Annotated in this window: 17 protein-coding genes and 1 pseudogene; 6 read left to right on the top strand and 12 right to left on the bottom strand. The window is 63.1% G+C overall.

Features of this window, described 5'->3' with window-relative positions; all coding sequences use genetic code 11:
* Nucleotides 1-3: 3 nt before the first annotated feature.
* From ABSY19_RS21190 to ABSY19_RS21175, 4 genes are read left to right on the top strand one after another with little or no spacing between them, the layout of a single operon-like run.
* Nucleotides 4-1,602, top strand: coding sequence for an acyl-CoA carboxylase subunit beta (locus tag ABSY19_RS21190; protein ID WP_382155633.1), 1,599 nt, complete (start codon nucleotides 4-6; stop codon nucleotides 1,600-1,602).
* A gap of 9 nt (nucleotides 1,603-1,611) precedes the next feature.
* Nucleotides 1,612-2,475 carry an SDR family oxidoreductase gene (locus ABSY19_RS21185; RefSeq protein ID WP_008905438.1) on the top strand — a complete coding sequence of 288 codons (864 nt, stop codon included), beginning with the start codon at nucleotides 1,612-1,614 and terminating at the stop codon, nucleotides 2,473-2,475.
* Complete coding sequence (locus ABSY19_RS21180; protein WP_056278294.1) at nucleotides 2,472-3,350, top strand: SDR family oxidoreductase; 879 nt, start codon at nucleotides 2,472-2,474, stop codon at nucleotides 3,348-3,350. The genes ABSY19_RS21185 and ABSY19_RS21180 overlap by 4 nt, the downstream gene beginning before the upstream one ends.
* Nucleotides 3,347-3,790: a PaaI family thioesterase gene (locus ABSY19_RS21175; RefSeq protein ID WP_182118908.1), complete on the top strand. Its 444-nt coding sequence runs from the start codon at nucleotides 3,347-3,349 to the stop codon at nucleotides 3,788-3,790. Before ABSY19_RS21180 ends, ABSY19_RS21175 begins: the two co-directional genes overlap by 4 nt.
* Before the next feature lie 164 nt (nucleotides 3,791-3,954).
* Here the strand turns inward: ABSY19_RS21175 and ABSY19_RS21170 are convergent, their stop codons facing one another.
* From ABSY19_RS21170 to ABSY19_RS21115, 12 genes and pseudogenes are all read right to left on the bottom strand, one after another.
* Nucleotides 3,955-5,055, bottom strand: a complete 1,101-nt coding sequence (locus ABSY19_RS21170; protein WP_382155630.1) for a CaiB/BaiF CoA transferase family protein — start codon at nucleotides 5,053-5,055, stop codon at nucleotides 3,955-3,957.
* A 47-nt stretch (nucleotides 5,056-5,102) separates the two neighbouring features.
* Nucleotides 5,103-5,962: pseudogene (locus ABSY19_RS21165) on the bottom strand (ABC transporter ATP-binding protein).
* A complete protein-coding gene (locus ABSY19_RS21160) occupies nucleotides 5,956-7,185 on the bottom strand; it encodes an ABC transporter substrate-binding protein (RefSeq protein WP_182118907.1) in 1,230 nt (409 codons plus the stop codon). The pseudogene ABSY19_RS21165 and the gene ABSY19_RS21160 overlap by 7 nt, the downstream one beginning before the upstream one ends.
* Before the next feature lie 211 nt (nucleotides 7,186-7,396).
* Nucleotides 7,397-8,308 carry a branched-chain amino acid ABC transporter permease gene (locus ABSY19_RS21155; RefSeq protein ID WP_382155627.1) on the bottom strand — a complete coding sequence of 304 codons (912 nt, stop codon included), beginning with the start codon at nucleotides 8,306-8,308 and terminating at the stop codon, nucleotides 7,397-7,399.
* A 3-nt stretch (nucleotides 8,309-8,311) separates the two neighbouring features.
* A complete protein-coding gene (locus tag ABSY19_RS21150) occupies nucleotides 8,312-9,199 on the bottom strand; it encodes a branched-chain amino acid ABC transporter permease (RefSeq protein ID WP_382155624.1) in 888 nt (295 codons plus the stop codon).
* On the bottom strand, nucleotides 9,196-11,148 hold the full coding sequence (locus ABSY19_RS21145; RefSeq protein WP_382155621.1) for an AMP-dependent synthetase/ligase: 1,953 nt from the start codon (nucleotides 11,146-11,148) through the stop codon (nucleotides 9,196-9,198). Before ABSY19_RS21145 ends, ABSY19_RS21150 begins: the two co-directional genes overlap by 4 nt.
* Nucleotides 11,145-11,945, bottom strand: coding sequence for an ABC transporter ATP-binding protein (locus ABSY19_RS21140; protein ID WP_056278313.1), 801 nt, complete (start codon nucleotides 11,943-11,945; stop codon nucleotides 11,145-11,147). The genes ABSY19_RS21145 and ABSY19_RS21140 overlap by 4 nt, the downstream gene beginning before the upstream one ends.
* A gap of 3 nt (nucleotides 11,946-11,948) precedes the next feature.
* On the bottom strand, nucleotides 11,949-13,109 hold the full coding sequence (locus ABSY19_RS21135; protein ID WP_056278316.1) for an acyl-CoA dehydrogenase family protein: 1,161 nt from the start codon (nucleotides 13,107-13,109) through the stop codon (nucleotides 11,949-11,951).
* A gap of 31 nt (nucleotides 13,110-13,140) precedes the next feature.
* Complete coding sequence (locus ABSY19_RS21130; protein WP_069047303.1) at nucleotides 13,141-13,908, bottom strand: SDR family NAD(P)-dependent oxidoreductase; 768 nt, start codon at nucleotides 13,906-13,908, stop codon at nucleotides 13,141-13,143.
* A gap of 9 nt (nucleotides 13,909-13,917) precedes the next feature.
* Entirely contained in the window at nucleotides 13,918-15,165 is a 1,248-nt protein-coding gene (locus tag ABSY19_RS21125) for a thiolase family protein (RefSeq protein WP_069047304.1), read from the bottom strand.
* A gap of 34 nt (nucleotides 15,166-15,199) precedes the next feature.
* The gene (locus tag ABSY19_RS21120; protein WP_069048988.1) at nucleotides 15,200-16,000 is read right to left on the bottom strand and encodes an enoyl-CoA hydratase/isomerase family protein; all 801 of its coding nucleotides are present in this window, start codon (nucleotides 15,998-16,000) and stop codon (nucleotides 15,200-15,202) included.
* A gap of 59 nt (nucleotides 16,001-16,059) precedes the next feature.
* Complete coding sequence (locus ABSY19_RS21115; protein ID WP_204734808.1) at nucleotides 16,060-17,238, bottom strand: acyl-CoA dehydrogenase family protein; 1,179 nt, start codon at nucleotides 17,236-17,238, stop codon at nucleotides 16,060-16,062.
* A gap of 179 nt (nucleotides 17,239-17,417) precedes the next feature.
* On the opposite strand from ABSY19_RS21115, the gene ABSY19_RS21110 reads away from it, so the two are divergent.
* Both ABSY19_RS21110 and ABSY19_RS21105 read left to right on the top strand, forming a co-directional pair.
* The gene (locus tag ABSY19_RS21110; RefSeq protein WP_382155618.1) at nucleotides 17,418-17,582 is read left to right on the top strand and encodes a hypothetical protein; all 165 of its coding nucleotides are present in this window, start codon (nucleotides 17,418-17,420) and stop codon (nucleotides 17,580-17,582) included.
* Nucleotides 17,579-17,821 (top strand): hypothetical protein, encoded by a 243-nt coding sequence (locus tag ABSY19_RS21105; RefSeq protein ID WP_382155615.1) that lies wholly within the window; start codon nucleotides 17,579-17,581, stop codon nucleotides 17,819-17,821. The genes ABSY19_RS21110 and ABSY19_RS21105 overlap by 4 nt, the downstream gene beginning before the upstream one ends.
* Nucleotides 17,822-17,878: the final 57 nt, after the last annotated feature.

The raw sequence follows: 17,878 nt of genomic DNA, 5'->3' as shown, positions 1-17,878 counted from the left end.
TTGATGAAACGCATCGACTCCCGCATCGACACCGCATCCGAAGCGTTCCGGCGAAACCATCAAGCCATGAGCGCCATCGTCGCGAATTTTCGCGAGCGCATGGAAATCACGCGCCACCAACGTCCGCCGCATGAGATCAAGCGCGTGCGCGCGCAGGGCAAATTACTGGTACGTGAACGGCTGGACCTGCTACTAGATCCCGGTACGCCCTTTCTTGAGTTCTCGGCGCTGGCTGCCTGCGAGGACTACAACGGCGAGGTCCCGGGTGCCAACGTGGTCACTGGCCTGGGCGTGGTCAGTGGCCGCGAGGTGCTGATCCACGCCGACGATTCCAGCGTCAAGGGCGGTGTCTGGTACACGCTCACGCCACGCAAGCTGGCACGACTGCTGGACATCGCGCTGGAGAACCAGTTGCCGGTCCTGCATTTGTGCGACAGCGGCGGCGCCTTCCTTGAAGAACTGTCAGGCGTGTACATCGAGGGTGGCCGGGTGTTCCGCAACCAATGCCTGCTGTCCAAGGCCGGCGTGCCGCAGGTCGCGATGGTGTTCGGCCACTGCACCGCCGGCGGTGCCTACATCCCGGCGCTGTGCGATTACAGCATCATCGTGCGTGGCACCGGCGGCGTGTTCCTCGGCGGGCCACCGCTCGTGAAGGCCGCCACCGGTGAGGAGCACACCGCCGACGAGATCGGAGGCTGTGATTTACACACCCGGGTATCCGGCACGGTCGACTACCCCGCTGACAATGAGGCCCACGCCATCGCGATTTGCCGCGAGATCGTTGCGCAGTTCAAGCCCGCGACGAAAAGCTACCTGCCAGAACGCGATGCTGAGCCACCCTACTACGACCCCGACGAAATGCTGGGCATCGTCTCGCCCGACCACCGGGTGCAGTTTGACCAGCGCGAACTCATTGCCCGCATCGTCGACGGCAGCCGCTTCCACGAATACCAACCCGCTTATGGCACCACGCTGATCTGCGGCTACGCCTACATCTGGGGGTACCGCGTGGGCATCCTCGCCAACAACGGCGTGTTGTTCAGCGACAGTTCCAAGAAAGCGGCGCACTTCATCTCGCTGTGCAATCAGAACCGTACACCGCTCGTGTTTCTTCAAAACACCACCGGCTACATGATCGGCCGCAACTACGAAATGGAAGGCATCACCAAGGACGGTGCCAAGATGTTGATGGCGCAGGCTGGCAGCGAGGTGCCCAAGTTCACCGTCATCACCAGCGCAGCTTTCGGTGCGGGCTATTACGGCATGTGCGGACGGGCGTGGGATCCACGGATGATCTGGGCCTGGCCGAACGTGCACATGGGGGTGATGGGCCCCGATCAGGCCGCCAACACACTCGCCGACGTGAAAATCGCCCAGTTGCGCCGCAAGGGCCACACGCCCGATGAGGCCGAGATGGCGCAATTGCGCCAGCGCGTGTACGAAAAGGCCGAACGCGAATCCAACGCCTACTTTGCCACCTCGCGCTTGTGGGACGACGGTCTGCTGGCGCCCACTGACACCCGCAACGCACTGGGCATGGCACTCTCAGCCGCCGCACACGCCCCGATCGCCGACCCGCACTACGGAATTTTCCGATTCTGAAGGGACAACATGACAGAAGACACCACCTTCGGCTTCGACGATGAAGCCCTCGCAACCCGCCCCACCGTCTACCAGAGCGGACTCTTCGAAGGCCAGGTGGTGATGGTCAGCGGCGCCGGCAGCGGCATCGGCAAAGCCATCGCCTTCCTGTACGCGCGCCTGGGCGCCAAGCTGGTCATCTGCGGGCGCGACCCAGCCAAGCTAGAGAGCTGCGCCGAATGGCTGCGCCGGCTCGGCAGCCCTGATGTGCTGGTGCACCCCATGACGATCCGTGATCCCGAGCAGGTGGAACAGTTGATCGACGTGGCCTGGCTGCACTTCGGACGCATCGACGTGCTCGTCAACAACGCCGGCGGGCAATTCCCGCAGCGGGCGCTGGACTACAGCGTCAAGGGCTGGAAGGCGGTGATCGACACCAACCTGAACGGAACCTGGTACATGATGCATGCGATGGCGCGCCGCTGGCAGGGCACCGGCACGCGGGGCAACATCGTCAACATCGTCGCCACCTTCCAGCGGGGCATGCCGGGCGTGGCGCACACCTGCGCTGCGCGCGCCGCGGTGACTCACCTGTCTAAAACTGTTGCAGTGGAGTGGGCGCAGCATGGCATCCGCGTCAATTGCATAGCGCCTGGAGCGATCGCCAGCACCGGCTTTCGTCAGTACTCCCCCGAGGCGGTGAAGGCCTTCGCCGGAGCCAACCCGATGAAACATGTCGGTGACGTGCAGGACGTGGCCGAGGCCGCGGTCTACCTCAGCGCGCCCAGCGGCAAGTTCGTCACCGGCGAACTGCTCACGGTGGATGGCGGCGGCGTGCTCTGGGGCGAAGTCTGGACCATCGCCAAACCCGATTACTTCAAGGTGAACACATGAATTCGGCTGACTCGCAACACCCCAAGTTCGGCCCGGGCGACGAGGCCCTGGCCGCACTCCCGACGGTCTATCGCGACGACCTTTTCGCCGGCAAAGTGGTGCTGGTGTCGGGCGCCGGCAGTGGCATCGGCAAGGCGATTGCCTTCCTGTTCGCGCGGCTGGGTGCCACGCTCGCCATCTGCGGGCGCAAGGCCGACAAACTCGAGGACTGCGCCGAAAAACTGCGCGCGCTGTCGGGCCGTGAGGTAATCACCTACCCGATGACCATCCGCGACCCCGAGCAGGTGGACGCCATGCTCAGTGCCGTGTGGGAACGTTTGGGCGGCGTCGACGTGCTGGTCAACAACGCTGGCGGCCAGTTTGCCGCCCATGCGATGGACTTCAACGTCAAGGGCTGGAACGCGGTGATCGACACCAACCTCAATGGCAGCTGGTACATGATGCAGGGCGCGGCCAGGCGCTGGGTGGAGCAAGGCCGGCCCGGCAACATCGTCAACATCACCGCCGCCATCGACCGCGGCCTCACGGGCATGGCGCACACCACCGCCTCGCGCGCGGGCGTCATTGCGCTGTCCCGCACGCTGGCCATCGAGTGGGCAGAGCACGGCATCCGCCTGAACTGCATTGGCGCCGGCGCCATCGAGAGCAACGGTTTCAACAACTACCGCGAAGAAAACGTTTCCACTTTCTACTCGTGCAATCCGATGAAACGGGCCGGCGACGTGCAGGACATCGCGGAGGCGGTGGTCTACCTCGCCGCACCCTCGGGCAAGTTCATCACCGGCGAGGTGCTCAACGTCGAAGGCGGGATGCTGCTGTGGGGCGAGTTCTGGCCAGCCGGAAAACCCGACTACTTCAAGGTCGATCAAGAGTGACCTCACAGCCCCCTCTTCCGTCGGCAACGTACTCCCACGGGCCTTTTCAGCAGCTCGTCGGGTACGACATCCTGCACAACGAGCGCGGCCTGTATTTCCGGCTGCCGATCCGGCGCGACCACCTCAACCCCCACGGCGTGCTCCACGGCGGCGTGCCCCTGACCTTGCTCGATGCGGTCGGGGGCAGAACCCTGATCGACCGGCCGATCCCGGGCAGCGGCCAGCTCATCCAGTCGTCGGTAACGGTCACGCTCACCGTGGATTTCATGCGTGCGGTCGGCACAGGAATCCTGTTTGCATCGGCAACGCCTGACCACATCGGCAAGACGCTGGCCTATGTGTCGGTGAAGGTCACGCTCGACGCACTCGACGGAGACATCGTGTCGCGCGGCATCGGCACCTACCGCATCTACACCAAGTCACTGGTCAAAGCGGTCTGATCGGTGCTCGGCGGAGACCGCCCGGCAAAGCACTGCCGCTCAATGCAAATGATTATCGGGCGGCGGGAGGATTTTCAGCTCGCGGTTGATGCGTTCGATTTGGTCGGGCTGAAACTGCGTCGAATGCCTGTGGTCCGTTTTCCCCAGCCCCCACCATTCTTCGACTACAAGAGTTCGTCGTCGTGTTCGCCAATGAACGGTGCGGGGCCTGGGCGATCAGTCACCGTCCGGCTGAACCTTGGTGCCGGCGAAGGTTGGAGCACGCCGTCTCGCTCAAAGTAAGTGCCGCGCGCGCTGTTGTGTGGATGATGTGCAGCCTCTTCCAGAGTCAGCACCGGCGCAAAGCACACGTCGGTCCCTTCCAGCAACGCACACCAGTGCGTGCTCGGCTGGGTGCGGAAGATGTCGGTGACCTGGCGTTTGAGTGTCGGCCAGACGGCCGGATCGCGTTGCCGTTGAAACTCGGGATCGCTGATGCCCAGCTTCTCCAGCAGCAGCACATAGAATTGGGGTTCCAGTGATGCGATCGAGATCCATTTCCCGTCAGCGCACTCATAGGTGTCGTAGAAATGCGATCCGCCATCCAACAGGTTGGCCTGCCGCTCATTCTTCCACATTCCCAGCGCCTTGAGGTCGCAGACGATGGAGGTCAGCAGCGCAGCGCCGTCGGTGATCGCAGCATCGACCACCTGACCATGGCCAGAGGAGCGCGCTTCAAGCAAAGCGCAAACGATGCCAAAGGCTAGAATCATGCCGCCGCCGCCCAGGTCGCCAACCATCGCCGGCGGCGCTACTGGCCCGCCGTCCGAGCGGCCAATCATGCTGAGCGCGCCCGACAGCGCAATGTAGTTGATGTCATGCCCGGCGGCCTGCGCGAGCGGGCCGTCCTGACCCCAGCCGGTCATGCGTCCGTAGACGAGTCGCGGGTGGCGTGCCAGCAGCACGTCCGGGCCCAATCCCAGCCGCTCCATCACGCCCGGGCGAAAACCCTCGATGATCGCGTCGGCCCCGTCGACCAGCCCCAGCACCCGCTGTACGTCTGCGGGTGACTTTAGATCGACCGCCACCGAACGCCGGCCGCGGTGCAGCACGCTGCGCCGACCACTGGCCAGGAAGGCGCCTTCCCCGCGGTCTTTGCCCTTGTCGGCCTTGCGGTCCAGGCGGATCACATCCGCACCCATGTCGGACAGCATCATCGCGCAGAACGGTCCGGGGCCGATGCCGCCGAACTCGATAACTTTCAACCCCTGCAAGGGACCACTCATTTGTCGTTACTCCTGAAACTGAATTTGAACCACAAGCCAGCCGTTTGTTACCCCAGCCAGCGCTTGCGCCGCTTGTAGTGCTTGACCTCTCGGAAACTCTTGCGCACCCCCTCGCGGTCCAGGCCGAGATAAAACTCGCGCACATCCTCGTTGTCGCGGAGTTCCTGGGCCTGCCCCTCCAGCACGATGCGACCGCTCTCCATGACATAACCATAGTCGGCGATCTCCAAGGCCACGCGTGTGTTTTGTTCGACGATGAGCAGCGACAGCCCCTGCTCACGCAGGTGGCGCAGCACGCTGAAGACTTCCTCGACCATGCGCGGCGCCAGCCCGAGTGACGGCTCGTCGATCAGCATGAGTTTCGGCTCGGCCATGATCGCGCGCCCGATCACCAGCATTTGCTGCTCGCCGCCCGACAGATAACCGGCCGTGCGTTTTCGCAGGTCGGCCAGGCGCGGAATCGCTTCGTACACGCTGTCCATCGCCCGGCGCATCGCCTGCGCCGATGGAAACATGTGGCCGCCGATGGTGAGGTTTTGCTCGACCGTCATGTGTTGCAGCACGCGCCGGCCTTCCATCACATGAACCAGACCACCGCGCACCACGGTCGCCGGGTCGTGCCCCTGAATCGGTCGGCCGTCGAAGGTGATCGCCCCCCTGAGACGCGGCCATCTTCCGAGTCAATGACGCCGGAGATGGCCTTGAGGGTGGTGCTCTTGCCTGCGCCGTTGGCGCCCAGCAGCGCCACACATCCGCCTTCGGGGACCTGCATCGACACGCCCTTGAGCGCCAGGATCACCTCGGCATACAGCACCTCGACGTTGGACAGCGTCAGCACCGCCGGATTGGCGGCCGCATCGGGCGTGGTCCGTTGATCCGGTGCTGCAGCAAGGGCTGAATTCACCATTTGGGCACCATTGGGACGGCCACATCGCCCGCCGCCCGAACGACCTTGCCGTCCTTCATGGTCACGATGTTGACCTTGGCGGTGCCGGTGGGGAAGGGGTTGTCGTTGCTGAAGTCCGCGCCTGGCAGTATGCCCATCAGGTCGTTGCTGGTGAACTGGCTGTTCATCAAGGTCTCGCGCACGGATTCACCGGTGACTTTGCCGGCGCCCTTGGCCTTGATGGTGGCTTCAATCGCGCGCACGGCCACGATGGTTTGTCCAAGACCCATGATGGTCATGGCATTCCAGGTCGATTTCAGGCCGTGCTTTTCCTGCAACATGCTGTAGAACTCGCGTGCGGTCGAGTCACTTTCGCTGGCATCGGCGATGGCACCCACCTCGAAATCACCGGCAAAGCCGTTCGGGTCGCCCAGTGCCTTGGATGATCCCACCAAGCTGTTGTGCAGCGAGAGCATGATCGGGACGTTTTTACCCAACGCCTGCAGCGCACGCTTGGTGGCCACGGCCTGCGCGGTGTTGGTCTGGATCACGATCACGTCGGTGCCAGCGTTGACCAAGCGACGCACTGCCAGGGTCACGTCGGCCGGTTGCACTTCGGTCCAGACCGCCTCGACGAAGGTGGCTTTGTCCGGGTTGGCCTTGGTGTAGCTTTGCAGGCCCTTGGCCATGTCGGCATAAGCGGGGGTGGCTTCGGAGGTGATGATCGCAACCTTGACAGGGCGCTTGCCATCGAGTTTGGTGGTGCGGAACCATTCCAGGAATCCGCCCGCCTCATGGGCGTAGGTGGGGCGCAGGTTCAGGGCCCATTGGTTGGGTTTCCAGCCGAAGCCGTAGGTGGCGGTGCTCATGAGCATGGGGATCTTGTCTTCCGGCAAGCGCTGCTGCAGCGCGGCGGCATCCGGGCCGCCGAGGCCGAGCAGGAGCGCGGGTTTGACTTCGGCCTTGATGCCGGGCCACAGACTGGCGGTTTGAGCCACGTCGTAGCGCGTGTCGAAGGTTTTGACGACGATCTGCACGTTGAGCTTGCTACCGACTTCCTTGTTCCACCACTCGATCACGGCGAGTCGCCCGCCTTGCATCTGTGGCATGACGTTGGCGTAGGGGCCGGCGAAGTCGGCAAAGGCGGCCACGTTGATCGTCGTCGTTTGCGCGTGGGCGGGCGCGTTCAGCAGCAGGCCAGTGGCCAGGGCGGTCGTGAGTTTCAGAAAGGTTTTGCGTTGCATGCTTGTCTCCAGTTGTGGTGGTGGTGAGGAAAAGGGGCGGGGGGAATTGCGACTCGCTGTGCCGGGCGGGCTCAGTGGTGAAACGGCCAGAGCCGGTAGTTGGCTTTCAGGATGTTCCAGCGGTGCATCAGGCCTTTCGGTTCAAGCAGCAGGAACAGCGTGATGATGAGGCCGAGAAACACATTCATGCTGGCGAAGATCAGGTCGCTGCTCAGGCTGGGAATTCGCTCGACCAGGTCGGGGCCCAGACTGGTGATGACTTCTTGGACCCCCGGATGAGCACGGTGCCGATCAGTGCCCCGACGATCGAACCGAGCCCGCCGACGATCATCATGGCAATGAACCAGATCGAGTTGAACAGCGTGAACTGGTCGACCGAGACGAAGCGCACCTGGTAGGCCCACAGGGCACCGCCGATGCCAGCGTAAAAAGCGCCGAGCACAAAGGCGCGCGACTTGGCGCCGGCCACGTCGATGCCCATCATGCCGGCGGCCACATCGTCGTCGCGCACGGCGACGAAGGCGCGCCCGTGGCGGCTGCGCAGGATGCCGAAAGCGCCGAATACCATCACCATGGTGACGACAAGAAACAGGTAATACAGAGAACGGTCGGTGTTGAACAAAAATGTGCCCAGCCTCGCAGGCTCCAGGCTGAAACCATTGACGCCGCCGAGCCAGGATGAGGGCAGGTTCAGGACAACGAAGTGGAAGATGAACTGGGCCGCGATGGTGGTCAGTGCGAGGTAGAAACCCTTGATGCGTTTCGCTGTCATGCCGAACAGCCAACCGGCCAGCGCAGCCACCAGGCCGGCAACCGGCACTGCCACCCAGAACGGCAGCCCGACCTTGACCTCGACCACACTGGCGGCGTAGGCACCGACCCCCATGAAGGCAGCCTGGCCCAGGTTGATCTGCCCGGCGTAGCCGGTGGTGATTTGCAGCCCGACCACCACGATGGACGTGACCAGCATCAGGTTGGCTACGGCTACCAGACGCTCCGAGGCGAACCAGGGGAGGATCAGCAGAATGACAATGAACAGCGCCAGGGTGACCCACTGGGCGCGCGTGCGGATCAGCGCGCGGTCGCGCGCATAGCTGGTGGAAAAAATGCCGGATGGATCCATGGGTCAGACTCTTTCAATGCGTTTCCAGCCGAACATGCCGGTCGGACGAATAACCAGCACCACCAGCATGAAGATATAGGGGACGACGGCAGCGGCACTGCCACCGATCAGCGGGTCGATGTAGGCGGCGGTCAGTCCCTGCACGACCCCGACGATGATGCCCGCCAGCAGCAGGCCGCCGATGGATTCGAGCCCTGCAAGCAGGGCCACCGGCAGGGCGGCGAAGCCGATTTCGGAGGACAGGAATGTCAGCGACTTGCCGCTCAGGTAGACCATCGAAGTGATGACCGACAGCACACCGCCTAGCGCCCAGGCGAAGGCGATGGAGCGGCGCACGCTGATGCCCATGGCCAGAGCGATCTGGTGGTCCTCGGCCACCGCCGCCATCGCCAGCCCGGTGCGGCTGCGGTTGAAGAACCAGTGCAGCGCCACAGCCGCCACCACCGCGATGAGGCCACCGATGGCAAGCGAGCGCGGGATGATCATCTCGCCCAGGATGATGGGCGTGAGGGGAAAGATGGCGGGGAACTGGCGCTCCTGCGGGCCCCAGATCACCAGCACCAGTCCGCGCATCAGGATCAGCAACCCGATGGTGACCATGATCATCGAGAACACCGACTCGCCAATCAGCCGCCTGAACAACAGGCGTTCAATCGCCAGCCCGATCAGCACCGAAATGCCCAGTGCAACGGCGATGCCCAGCGCCGGATGCATGCCGCGCGACTGGATCGCCCACCACAGCAGGAAGGCGCCCAGCACGATCATCTCGCCGATCGCCATGTTGAAGACCTTGCTGGCGCGGTAGATGACGACAAAGCCCATTGCCACCAGCGAATACAGCAGGCCGAGCAGCGCGCCGTTGATGGTGTAGTTGATGAATTCGATGATCATGGGGTGTGTGTTCCTTCAATGTCGGTGGCCACCACGGTTGCGCGCAACGCGCCTTGGCGGCCGTCCTGGTAGGTCACGGCTATTTCGCAGGCAATGTCGGCGACACCTGCATACAGTCCGTCAATCAGCGCTCCATAGCGCACCTCGAGAAACTCTCGGCGCAGCTTGCGCGTGCGGGTGAGTTCGCCTTCGTCGGGATCGAGCTCCTTCGGAAAATTGGCGAAACGCACCACCCGCGAGCTTTCTGGCAGCAGTTTGTTGATGCGGCGGATTTCGCCCTGCACCAGTTGCCGCACCTCGGGCCGTTGCGACAGGTCGGTGAAGGTGGAGAATGCGATGCGCCGCTCCTCGGCCCAGCGGCTGGTCACCGCCATGTCGATGTTGATCAGCGCGCCAACCCAGGGCCGGGTGGCGTCGCCCAGCACCATCACGTCCTTGATGAAGGGCGAAAAGCGCAACCGCGTCTCGATGAACTGCGGGGGATACGGGTGACCGCTGGCGAGTTTGACCAGGTGTTCCACGCGGTCGAGGTACACGAGTTCTCCGCTCTCGGTCTTGCGCACTGCGTCACCGCTGACGTACCAGCCGTCGCGCTGGATGCTGGCGGTCTTGTCGGGCTTGCCCCAGTAGCCGAGAAAGCCGGTACCGCCGCGCAGCAGCAGCTCGCCGTTGTCCTCGATGCGCGATTCCAGCGGTGCGCCGAAGGCTGGGTCCACATCCAGCAGCGGGCCCACGGTTTCGAGGTCGTAGCGCTCGCCGCGGTGGCCAGCAATCAGACCAAACTCCGAGCAGCCATAAATATTGCGCAAATGGACGCCCATGGCGTGAAACAAACGAAACACGTCGGGCGCCATGGCGGTGCCGCCTGAAACCGCGACGTCGCTGCGAACAAAGCCGAACTGATCGCGCACCGGACGCAGGGCCAGCGCTTCGGCCACCGGCAGCAGCAGGCGCGACAGCCACGGTGCCGTGCGCCCTTCGAGCCGCGCCACATGCACGTCGTGGCCGATGCGGATGCCCCAGCGGTAGATGCCGCGCGCCATCCAACTCGCGGCGAGCATGCGCGCCTCGATGGTGGCGGCGATGTTCTCCCATTGGCGCGGGCCGAACAGCACGATGTGTGGCGCGAGTTCGCGCAAGTTCGGCAAGACCTGGTCGGGGCCCTCCGGGAAGTTGACCACCAGGGGCGTGATCAGCCCGAGGGTCACACCCAGCAACTGCTCGGTGATCCAGGCCAGCGGCGTGTAAGACAAATATTCCATGCCGGGTTGCAGCGGCAACGCGCTCCTCATCCGAACCGCGTTGTCCATCAGCCAACGGTGGCTGATCATCACGCCCTTGGGCTTGCTGGTGGTGCCGGAGGTGTAGGTCAGTAGCGCCAGATCGTCCGCCTGGCCGGCGTTGACTTCACGTTCGAAGCGCAGCGGGTGCTTCTCGTGCTGACGCCGACCTTCAGCGGTCAGGTCATCAAAGGATTGCAGCAGCGGATGCCGGTACGACCACATGCCCGAGTTGTCCCAGTAGGCGATGCCCCGGATGTCGGGCAGCCGCTCCAGCAGCGCAAGCGCCTTGTCAACCTGCTCCTGATCCTGCGCGAAGATGAAGCGGGCCTTTGAATCCTCGCACAGGTAGTGCAACTCGTCGACGGTGGCGTCAGGGTAGACCGATACGATTTTGACGCCCAGTGACTGGGCCGCAAACAGCGCCCAGTAGTGCTCTGGTTCGTTCTCGCCGATCACAATCGCGGTTTCGCCACGCTGCAGGCCCTGCGCCGCCGCGCCAAGCGCAATGCTGCGCGTTCGATCAAACACGTCGGCCCATGTATGGCAGCGCCACATACCTTTGCGCTTGACGCGCTGCGCCAGCAACTGTGGATGTTCCCGGGCGTGGGCGAACAACTTCTGCGGCAGGGTCATGACGACTTCTGGGGCGGGGTCGGTCGCACTCATGCCGCTGCTCCCAAGTAGGCCTGGATCACGGCCGGGTCGGCCTGCACTTGTGCAGGTGTGCCGTCGGCGATCTTGCGGCCAAAGTCGAGCACCGCCACGCGGTCTGCCAGATCCATGACCACCCCCATGTCGTGCTCCACTAGCACAACCGGGATGCGCTTGGCCTCGCGCACGTCTATGATGAAACGGGCCAGATCTTCTTTTTCTTCGGTGTTCATGCCGGCCATGGGTTCATCCATTAACAGAACCTTGGGTTCCATCGCCAACGCACGGCCCAGGTCAACGCGCTTGCGAAGACCGTAGCCGAGCGCGCCTACCGGCTGGTGGCGGATATTCTCAATTTCAAGGAAGTCGATGATTTCCTCGACTGCCTCCCGGTGCAGCGTTTCTTCACGCTGGGTCCAGGGAAAGTAGAGAAATGCCTGCGCCAGATTTGATCGCATCTTGCTGTAGCGGCCGACCAGGATGTTGTCGATCACGCTCATGTTGGAGAACAAATGGGTGCCCTGAAAAGTGCGCACCACGCCTTCGCGCGCGATCTGGTGCACCGCGCGGCCTTTGATGTCTTGACCACGGTAGTGAACGCTGCCTTGTTGCGGCAGGTAGAAGCCGCTGAGCACGTTCATCAAAGAGCTCTTGCCCGCGCCGTTGGGCCCAATGATGGCCAGCAGCTCGTTGTCACGCACATCGATGGCGACCTCGGCCAGCGCGGTGACACCGCCAAAGCGCAAGGTGATGTCCCGCGCCTGCAGCACCGAAGCCTCGCTGGATGGGCTAATCGAGGAGTTAGAGGTCATGGGTTAGGAGAAGGCGTTGATGCCGGTCAAGGCGCGGCCAATGATGAGTTTCTGGATTTCGGTGGTGCCGTCGGGAATCGGCATCATGCGTGCGTTTCTGAACAACAATTCAACGCCGAAGTCTTTGGTAATGCCGTTGCCGCCGTGAATCTGCACTGCTTTCGACGTGACATTGACCGCCATCTCGGTCGCGTACCATTTGGCCATGGCGCTTTGCACCTCGCTGCGCACGCCGTGGTCGATCAGGTTGAAGGCGCGGTAGACCAGCAGACGCGCGGCGTCGAGTTCGGTCGCGGCTTCGGCAAGCATGCCCTGGATCAATTGATGGCCGCCGATGGGCTTGCCATGCTGGCGGCGTTCCTTCGAATAGGCCACCGCCTTGTCGAGCGCCGCCTGTGCGATGCCCACCGAGGTAAGACCGACCATAGGACGCGCTTTCTCGAACAGCACCATGGTGTTCTTCAGGCCGGTGCCGGGGGCTATCATCATGTTGGCGGCCGGCACGCGCGCGCCATCGAAGAACAGCTGAGCGGTCGAGGTGCTGTTGAGCCCGAGCTTGTCGATGTTGCGGCTTTCGTAGCCGTGTTCGGCGCGGTCCACCAAGATCATCGAGATGGCGCCAGAACCTTCTTGTGAGGTACGCACGATGACCATGCAAAAGTCGGAGTAGTGGCCGTTGGATATCCAGGTTTTCTCCCCGGTGACAATGTAGTGGTCGCCATCGCGCTGGGCACGGCAGGTGACTTCAGCTACGTTGGAGCCGACCCCGGGCTCGCTGATGCCGCTGCAGGCAATGATTTCGGCGCGTACCATGCGTGGCAAATATTTCTCACGCATGGCCACGTTCGTGCAGACCTCCAGCGAATAGGCGCCGAGCTGCTGAATCAACAGCGAGATTGCCACGTCGCCGGAGATGCGCGCGAGTTGCTCATACATCAGTGCATAGGTGAGCCAGGGCATGCCCAGACCACCATGTTCCTCGGCAATGATGCCGTTGCCGCCCATGCCGTAGGGCAGCATCTTCTGGAAGATCTCCAGCATCACCTCTTTTTCAATTAGCTTGTCGGGCTGGTAGCGTTCGACAATCGGACGCAGTTCGGTCTCCAGGAAGCGAGTGAAGCCTTCCACGGCCATGCGCTGTTCTTCGGTGGGGAGGAAATTCATGGTGCTGGTCTCGGTGTGTTGTCGGTCTCGTTCAGCGAGTGCTCATGCGTGCACCGGCATCAATGTGCAAACAGGTCGCGTTGATATAGGGGTTCTCGACGATGGAACGCACCAGGTGGGCCAGCTCGCTGGCTTGACCCATGCGGCGCGGGAACAGAATCATGCGGTCAACGATGGCCTGTGCGACCTTCTTTGGCAGGCCCGCGACCATTGGCGTTTCGAACAAGCCCGGCGCAACCGCTACGCAGCGGATGCCCAGACCGGCCAGGTCCCGTGCCACCGGCAGCGTGAGGCCGATCACCCCGGCCTTGCTGGCGGCGTAGGCCGCCTGTCCCATCTGGCCGTCCTGTGCGGCACCGGACGACAGGTTAATGATGACGCCGCGCTCATCACCCTCAGGCTCATTGCGCGCCATCGCCACGGCTGCCAGGCGCAGCACGTTGAAAGTGCCGGTCAGGTTGACGGCAATCACCTTGTCCCACAGTGCCAGGGGAAAGGGTTTTCCATCGGCCACGGTCTTGGCTGCGTCGGGCACGCCAGCGCAGTTGATGCAAATGTGAATGGCGCCAAAACGGGCCAGGGTTGCGTCGATGCCCGCCTGCACCTGTGACTCACTGGTGACATCTACCTGCTCGAACATGGCGGCAGAACCCAGTTCGGTGGCTGCCTGTACACCACGCTCGCTGTCGCGGTCGAACAATGACACCCGTGCGCCGCCTGCGGCGAGCGCATCAACCACCGCGCGCCCCAAGCCTGAAGCACCACCTGTGATGATGGCCACCTTGTCATGCAGAATCATTTTTGTCCTTCAGCGACCGAGGATGGTGATGGCGGCCACGGCTTCTTCAATTCCGAACAGGCCCCCACCGTTTTCTGCGATGGCAAGGCGGGCCCCTTGCACCTGGCGAGCCCCCGCTTCGCCGCGCAACTGCACGACCAGTTCATGCAACTGACCCAGCCCGGTGGCGCCGATCGGGTGCCCCTTGGACTCCAGACCACCCGAGGTGTTGATCGGGATGCGGCCGCCAATCGTGGTGTCGCCGCGCTCGGCGAGTGGCCCGCCTTCGCCGAACGCACAGAAGCCAAGGTTTTCACTCTGCACGATTTCGCCGATGGCGGTGGCATCGTGGACCTCGGCCAGCGAAATGTCTTGCGGGCCAACGGCTGCGAGTTCGTAGGCTTGTTTGGCAGCCTTGACGGTGATGTGTTGATCCAGGTCTTCAGAGCGGCGGGTGCTGCCAGTGGCAATGACCGATGCCAGCACCTTGATGGCGCGCTCACGCTTTGCCATGCGCGCCAATGCTGCCTCGGAACACACGACGACCGCGGCAGCGCCGTCGCTGATGGGTGCGCACATCGGCAGCGTCAACGGGTAGGTGATGGGGGGCGCGGCCAGTACCTCGTCAATGGTGTATGCATTGCGGTATTGCGCCAGCGGGTTGTGCACCGAATGGCCATGATTCTTGGCCGACACGGCGGCAATTTGTCGCTGCGTGGTGCCGAACTCGCGCATGTGAAAGCGACCAAAGGCGGCGTAAATGTCCATGAACAGGCTGTAGGGCGCCTTGGACATGGACCCTTCCGGCGGCTCAATACCGTGCCCCATTTGAAGCAGCCTGCGTTTATTCTCCTCGACCGTGGCCACGTCCCAGGCACCGTCGAAGACGCTGAACATTTTGGCTTTGTCGGCGCAGAACATTTTCTCGGCACCAATGGCCAGCGCGATCTCGCCTGCCCCCGAGCGCACGTACTGCACCGCCAGGTTGAAAGCCGAGCTGGCACTGGCGCAGGCGTTCTCAATGTTGAAGATCGGGATGGACTCGAAGCCCATCGAACGCAACACAACCTGGCCACGGATCATGGTCTGGCCTTCGAGTGCGCCCTGTGTTGCGTTGGAAAAGTATGCCGACTGGATGTCGCTGATGGACAGTCCGGCATCGGCCAGCGCGGCGTTCACGGCAGCGGCGGTCAGTTGCTTGATATCGCGGTCAAGAAACTTGCCGGTCGGCGTCATGCCGACGCCGACTATGTAAACGGCGGCTTGCGGGTTGGTCATGGTAATGCGTCCATTCAGAAGAAGCGGTGTGAAATCAGTAGCCCTTGAAATCGGGTGTGCGCTTGCCGACGAAAGCCGCGAGGCCCTCTTGTATGTCGTGCGAATGGCGGTGCGCGTCGAGCACCAGGCGCTCAAGCCGCAGTGCCGAAGCCTGTGGCTGCTCCAGCCCATCGGCCACGGCCTGTTTCATGCGGCGCAGCACCAACGGGCTCTTGCTGGCGATACGCAAGGCGATTTTTTCGACCTCGGACGCCAGCTCGGCATCCGGCACCACACGGTTCACCAGGCCAAGCGGAACCAGTTCGCGCGCGGGCATGGTGTCGCCGGTGAACAGCAGGTATTTGGCGGCGGTGGCGCCGATGCGCCGTGGCAGGATCGCCGCGCCGCCCGCGCCCGGAAACACGCCGAAGTTGGCATGCGCATCGCCGATGCGGGCACTTTCGGCGGCGACGATGAGGTCGCAGGCCATGGCCAATTCCAGCCCGCCGGCCATCGTCAGGCCGTTCAGCGCGGCGATGGTGGGTTTGGGGCAAACGCGCAGCCGATCCATCATGCCGCCGACAAGATCGAGAAACTCGCCCATCGGGTCGCTTGGGCCGGGGTCGCCAGCGCTGCTCTCGAACACACCTTTGAGGTCGGCGCCTGCGCAGAAGGCTCGGCCCGCACCGGTCAGCACGATGACGCGGATGGCCGGGTCACGCTCGCAACGCTCGGTCGCATTGCGCAATTCGGCGCACATTGACTCCGACAGAGCATTCATCGCATCGGGCCGGTTCAGCGTGATCCACGCCACGGCGCCACGTTGCTCAAAGCGGATGGTCAACGAGGGTTGCATCTTCAAGGCCTGCTTGTTTGTGTGGTGGTCAGCTGCGCTTGCCATGCGGGTTTGGGGAATCAACCGCGCAGCAGCTCTTCGGCGATGATCATCTTGCGCACCTCGGATGTGCCTGCACCGATTTCGAGGATCTTGATGCAACGGAACAGCCGGTTGATCTCGGACTCCCAGATGTAGCCGCTACCGCCATGCACTTGTACGGCCTTGTTGAGCACCCGGTTGCAGGCTTCGCCGGCGTAGAGGATGGACGCTGCGGTGAGCTTGTGCACATCGCCGCGGCCTCCGCCGCCCACCTCCAGATCATTGACCTCGGCCAGGGTGCGCCAGACCAGGGTTTTCATGGCTTCGATCTCTGTGTACATCTCGGCCAGCATGGCCTGCACCATCTGGAAGCTGCCGATGGGTTTGCCGAACTGCACGCGCGTCCTGGCGTACTCGACGCTCAATTCGAGCGCACGTTCGCAGATGCCCACGCACAAGCCAGCCACCAGCGCGCGCTCCAGATCGAGCCCGCTCATGACGATTTTGACGCCTTCGTTTTCCTTGCCCACCAGGTTGGCTGCCGGCACGCGGCAGTTGTCGAACACCAGCTCGCCGGTCTGGCTGCCGCGAAAACCCATCTTGATGAGCTTTTGAGCCACCTTGAAGCCGGGAAAATTCTTCTCGACGATGAAGGCCGAAATGCCCTTGGCACCCAACTCCGGCGCGGTCTTGGCGTAAACCAGCAGCACGTCGGCCACCGGGCCGTTGGTGATGTAGATCTTGGTGCCGTTGAGGATGTAGTGGTCGCCCTCGCGGCGCGCGCTAGTGCGCATCGCGCCCAGCGCATCCGAGCCGGCGCCGGGTTCGGTCAGGCCGAGCGCGCCGATTTTTGTGCCGTTGCACAGATCGGGCAGGTATTGGCGGCGCTGCGCCTCGTTGGCGTTGCGGTAGATGTTGTTGACGCACAGGTTGTCGTGCGCCGCCCAGGACAAGGCGATGGCGGGGTTCCAGCGCGCAAAGGCCTGGCAGATCAGGCCCGAGCTGAACAGGTCCATGCCCGCGCCACCATGCTCGGCAGGCACGGTGGCCCCCATGAAGCCAGCCGCTCCAATTCTCTGAAAGATATCAGATGGCCACCACTCCTCGTCGTCCATGCGGCGCGCGAGTGGCACGAATTCCTTGCGCGCGAACTTGTCGGCGGCTTCGAGCACGGCACGGTCGTCGGCGGAGAGGGCAAAACTGCGAGGCGTGGACATAAAGGATGCCTATCAATGCGTGGGCTGCGGGCAAGGTGTCACGGCGCGCGCCCAAGCTGCGGGGACGAGGTCTCTTTGGGTTTGCGCGAATTTAATGAGGGATTGCCAAACTGTCAAGCGTTAGGTAGGATTCGTTGCAGGCGCTCACCTGAAGTGCCAGAGATCTGGAGACTTCGGCCATGGGAGGCGGAATCGGTGCGGATTCATTGGCGGGGGCCGACCTGTTGCTCAATCAGGTGGTCACCCGTGCCGCATTCACCCGTGACACCTATCGGATCACGCCGCTCGCGGCGCGACCCTTCATCAGTGACAAACGACGCTTCGACCTAAGGAAACAGCCTTGACCCACGAACGCGGGATGAACCTGCTGCGCCGCCAGAACGTGGGCGACAACTTGCGCCGCGCGGTGAAGGCAACCGGAGAAAAACATACGGTCATCTTCGAGTTCTGTCGTGGCCGCCAGCCCGGCTTCGAGGCGCCGAAGCGGATTCACTTCCGAAGCTCGCTGCCAATCAGTGCGGCCAACAAGATCCTCAAGAAGGACCTCAAAACCGAGTATGCCAACGCGGACAAGGGCGGCTGAGGCCGTCGGCCTCCCGGTGTCCGAGTCCAAAACGTTTAGATCGAAACATTTCAACCC

Source organism: Hydrogenophaga sp. ANAO-22 (genome assembly GCF_042466645.1).
In the GTDB taxonomy this organism is placed as follows: domain Bacteria; phylum Pseudomonadota; class Gammaproteobacteria; order Burkholderiales; family Burkholderiaceae_C; genus Hydrogenophaga.
This window is presented reverse-complemented; position numbering and strand designations above follow the sequence as displayed.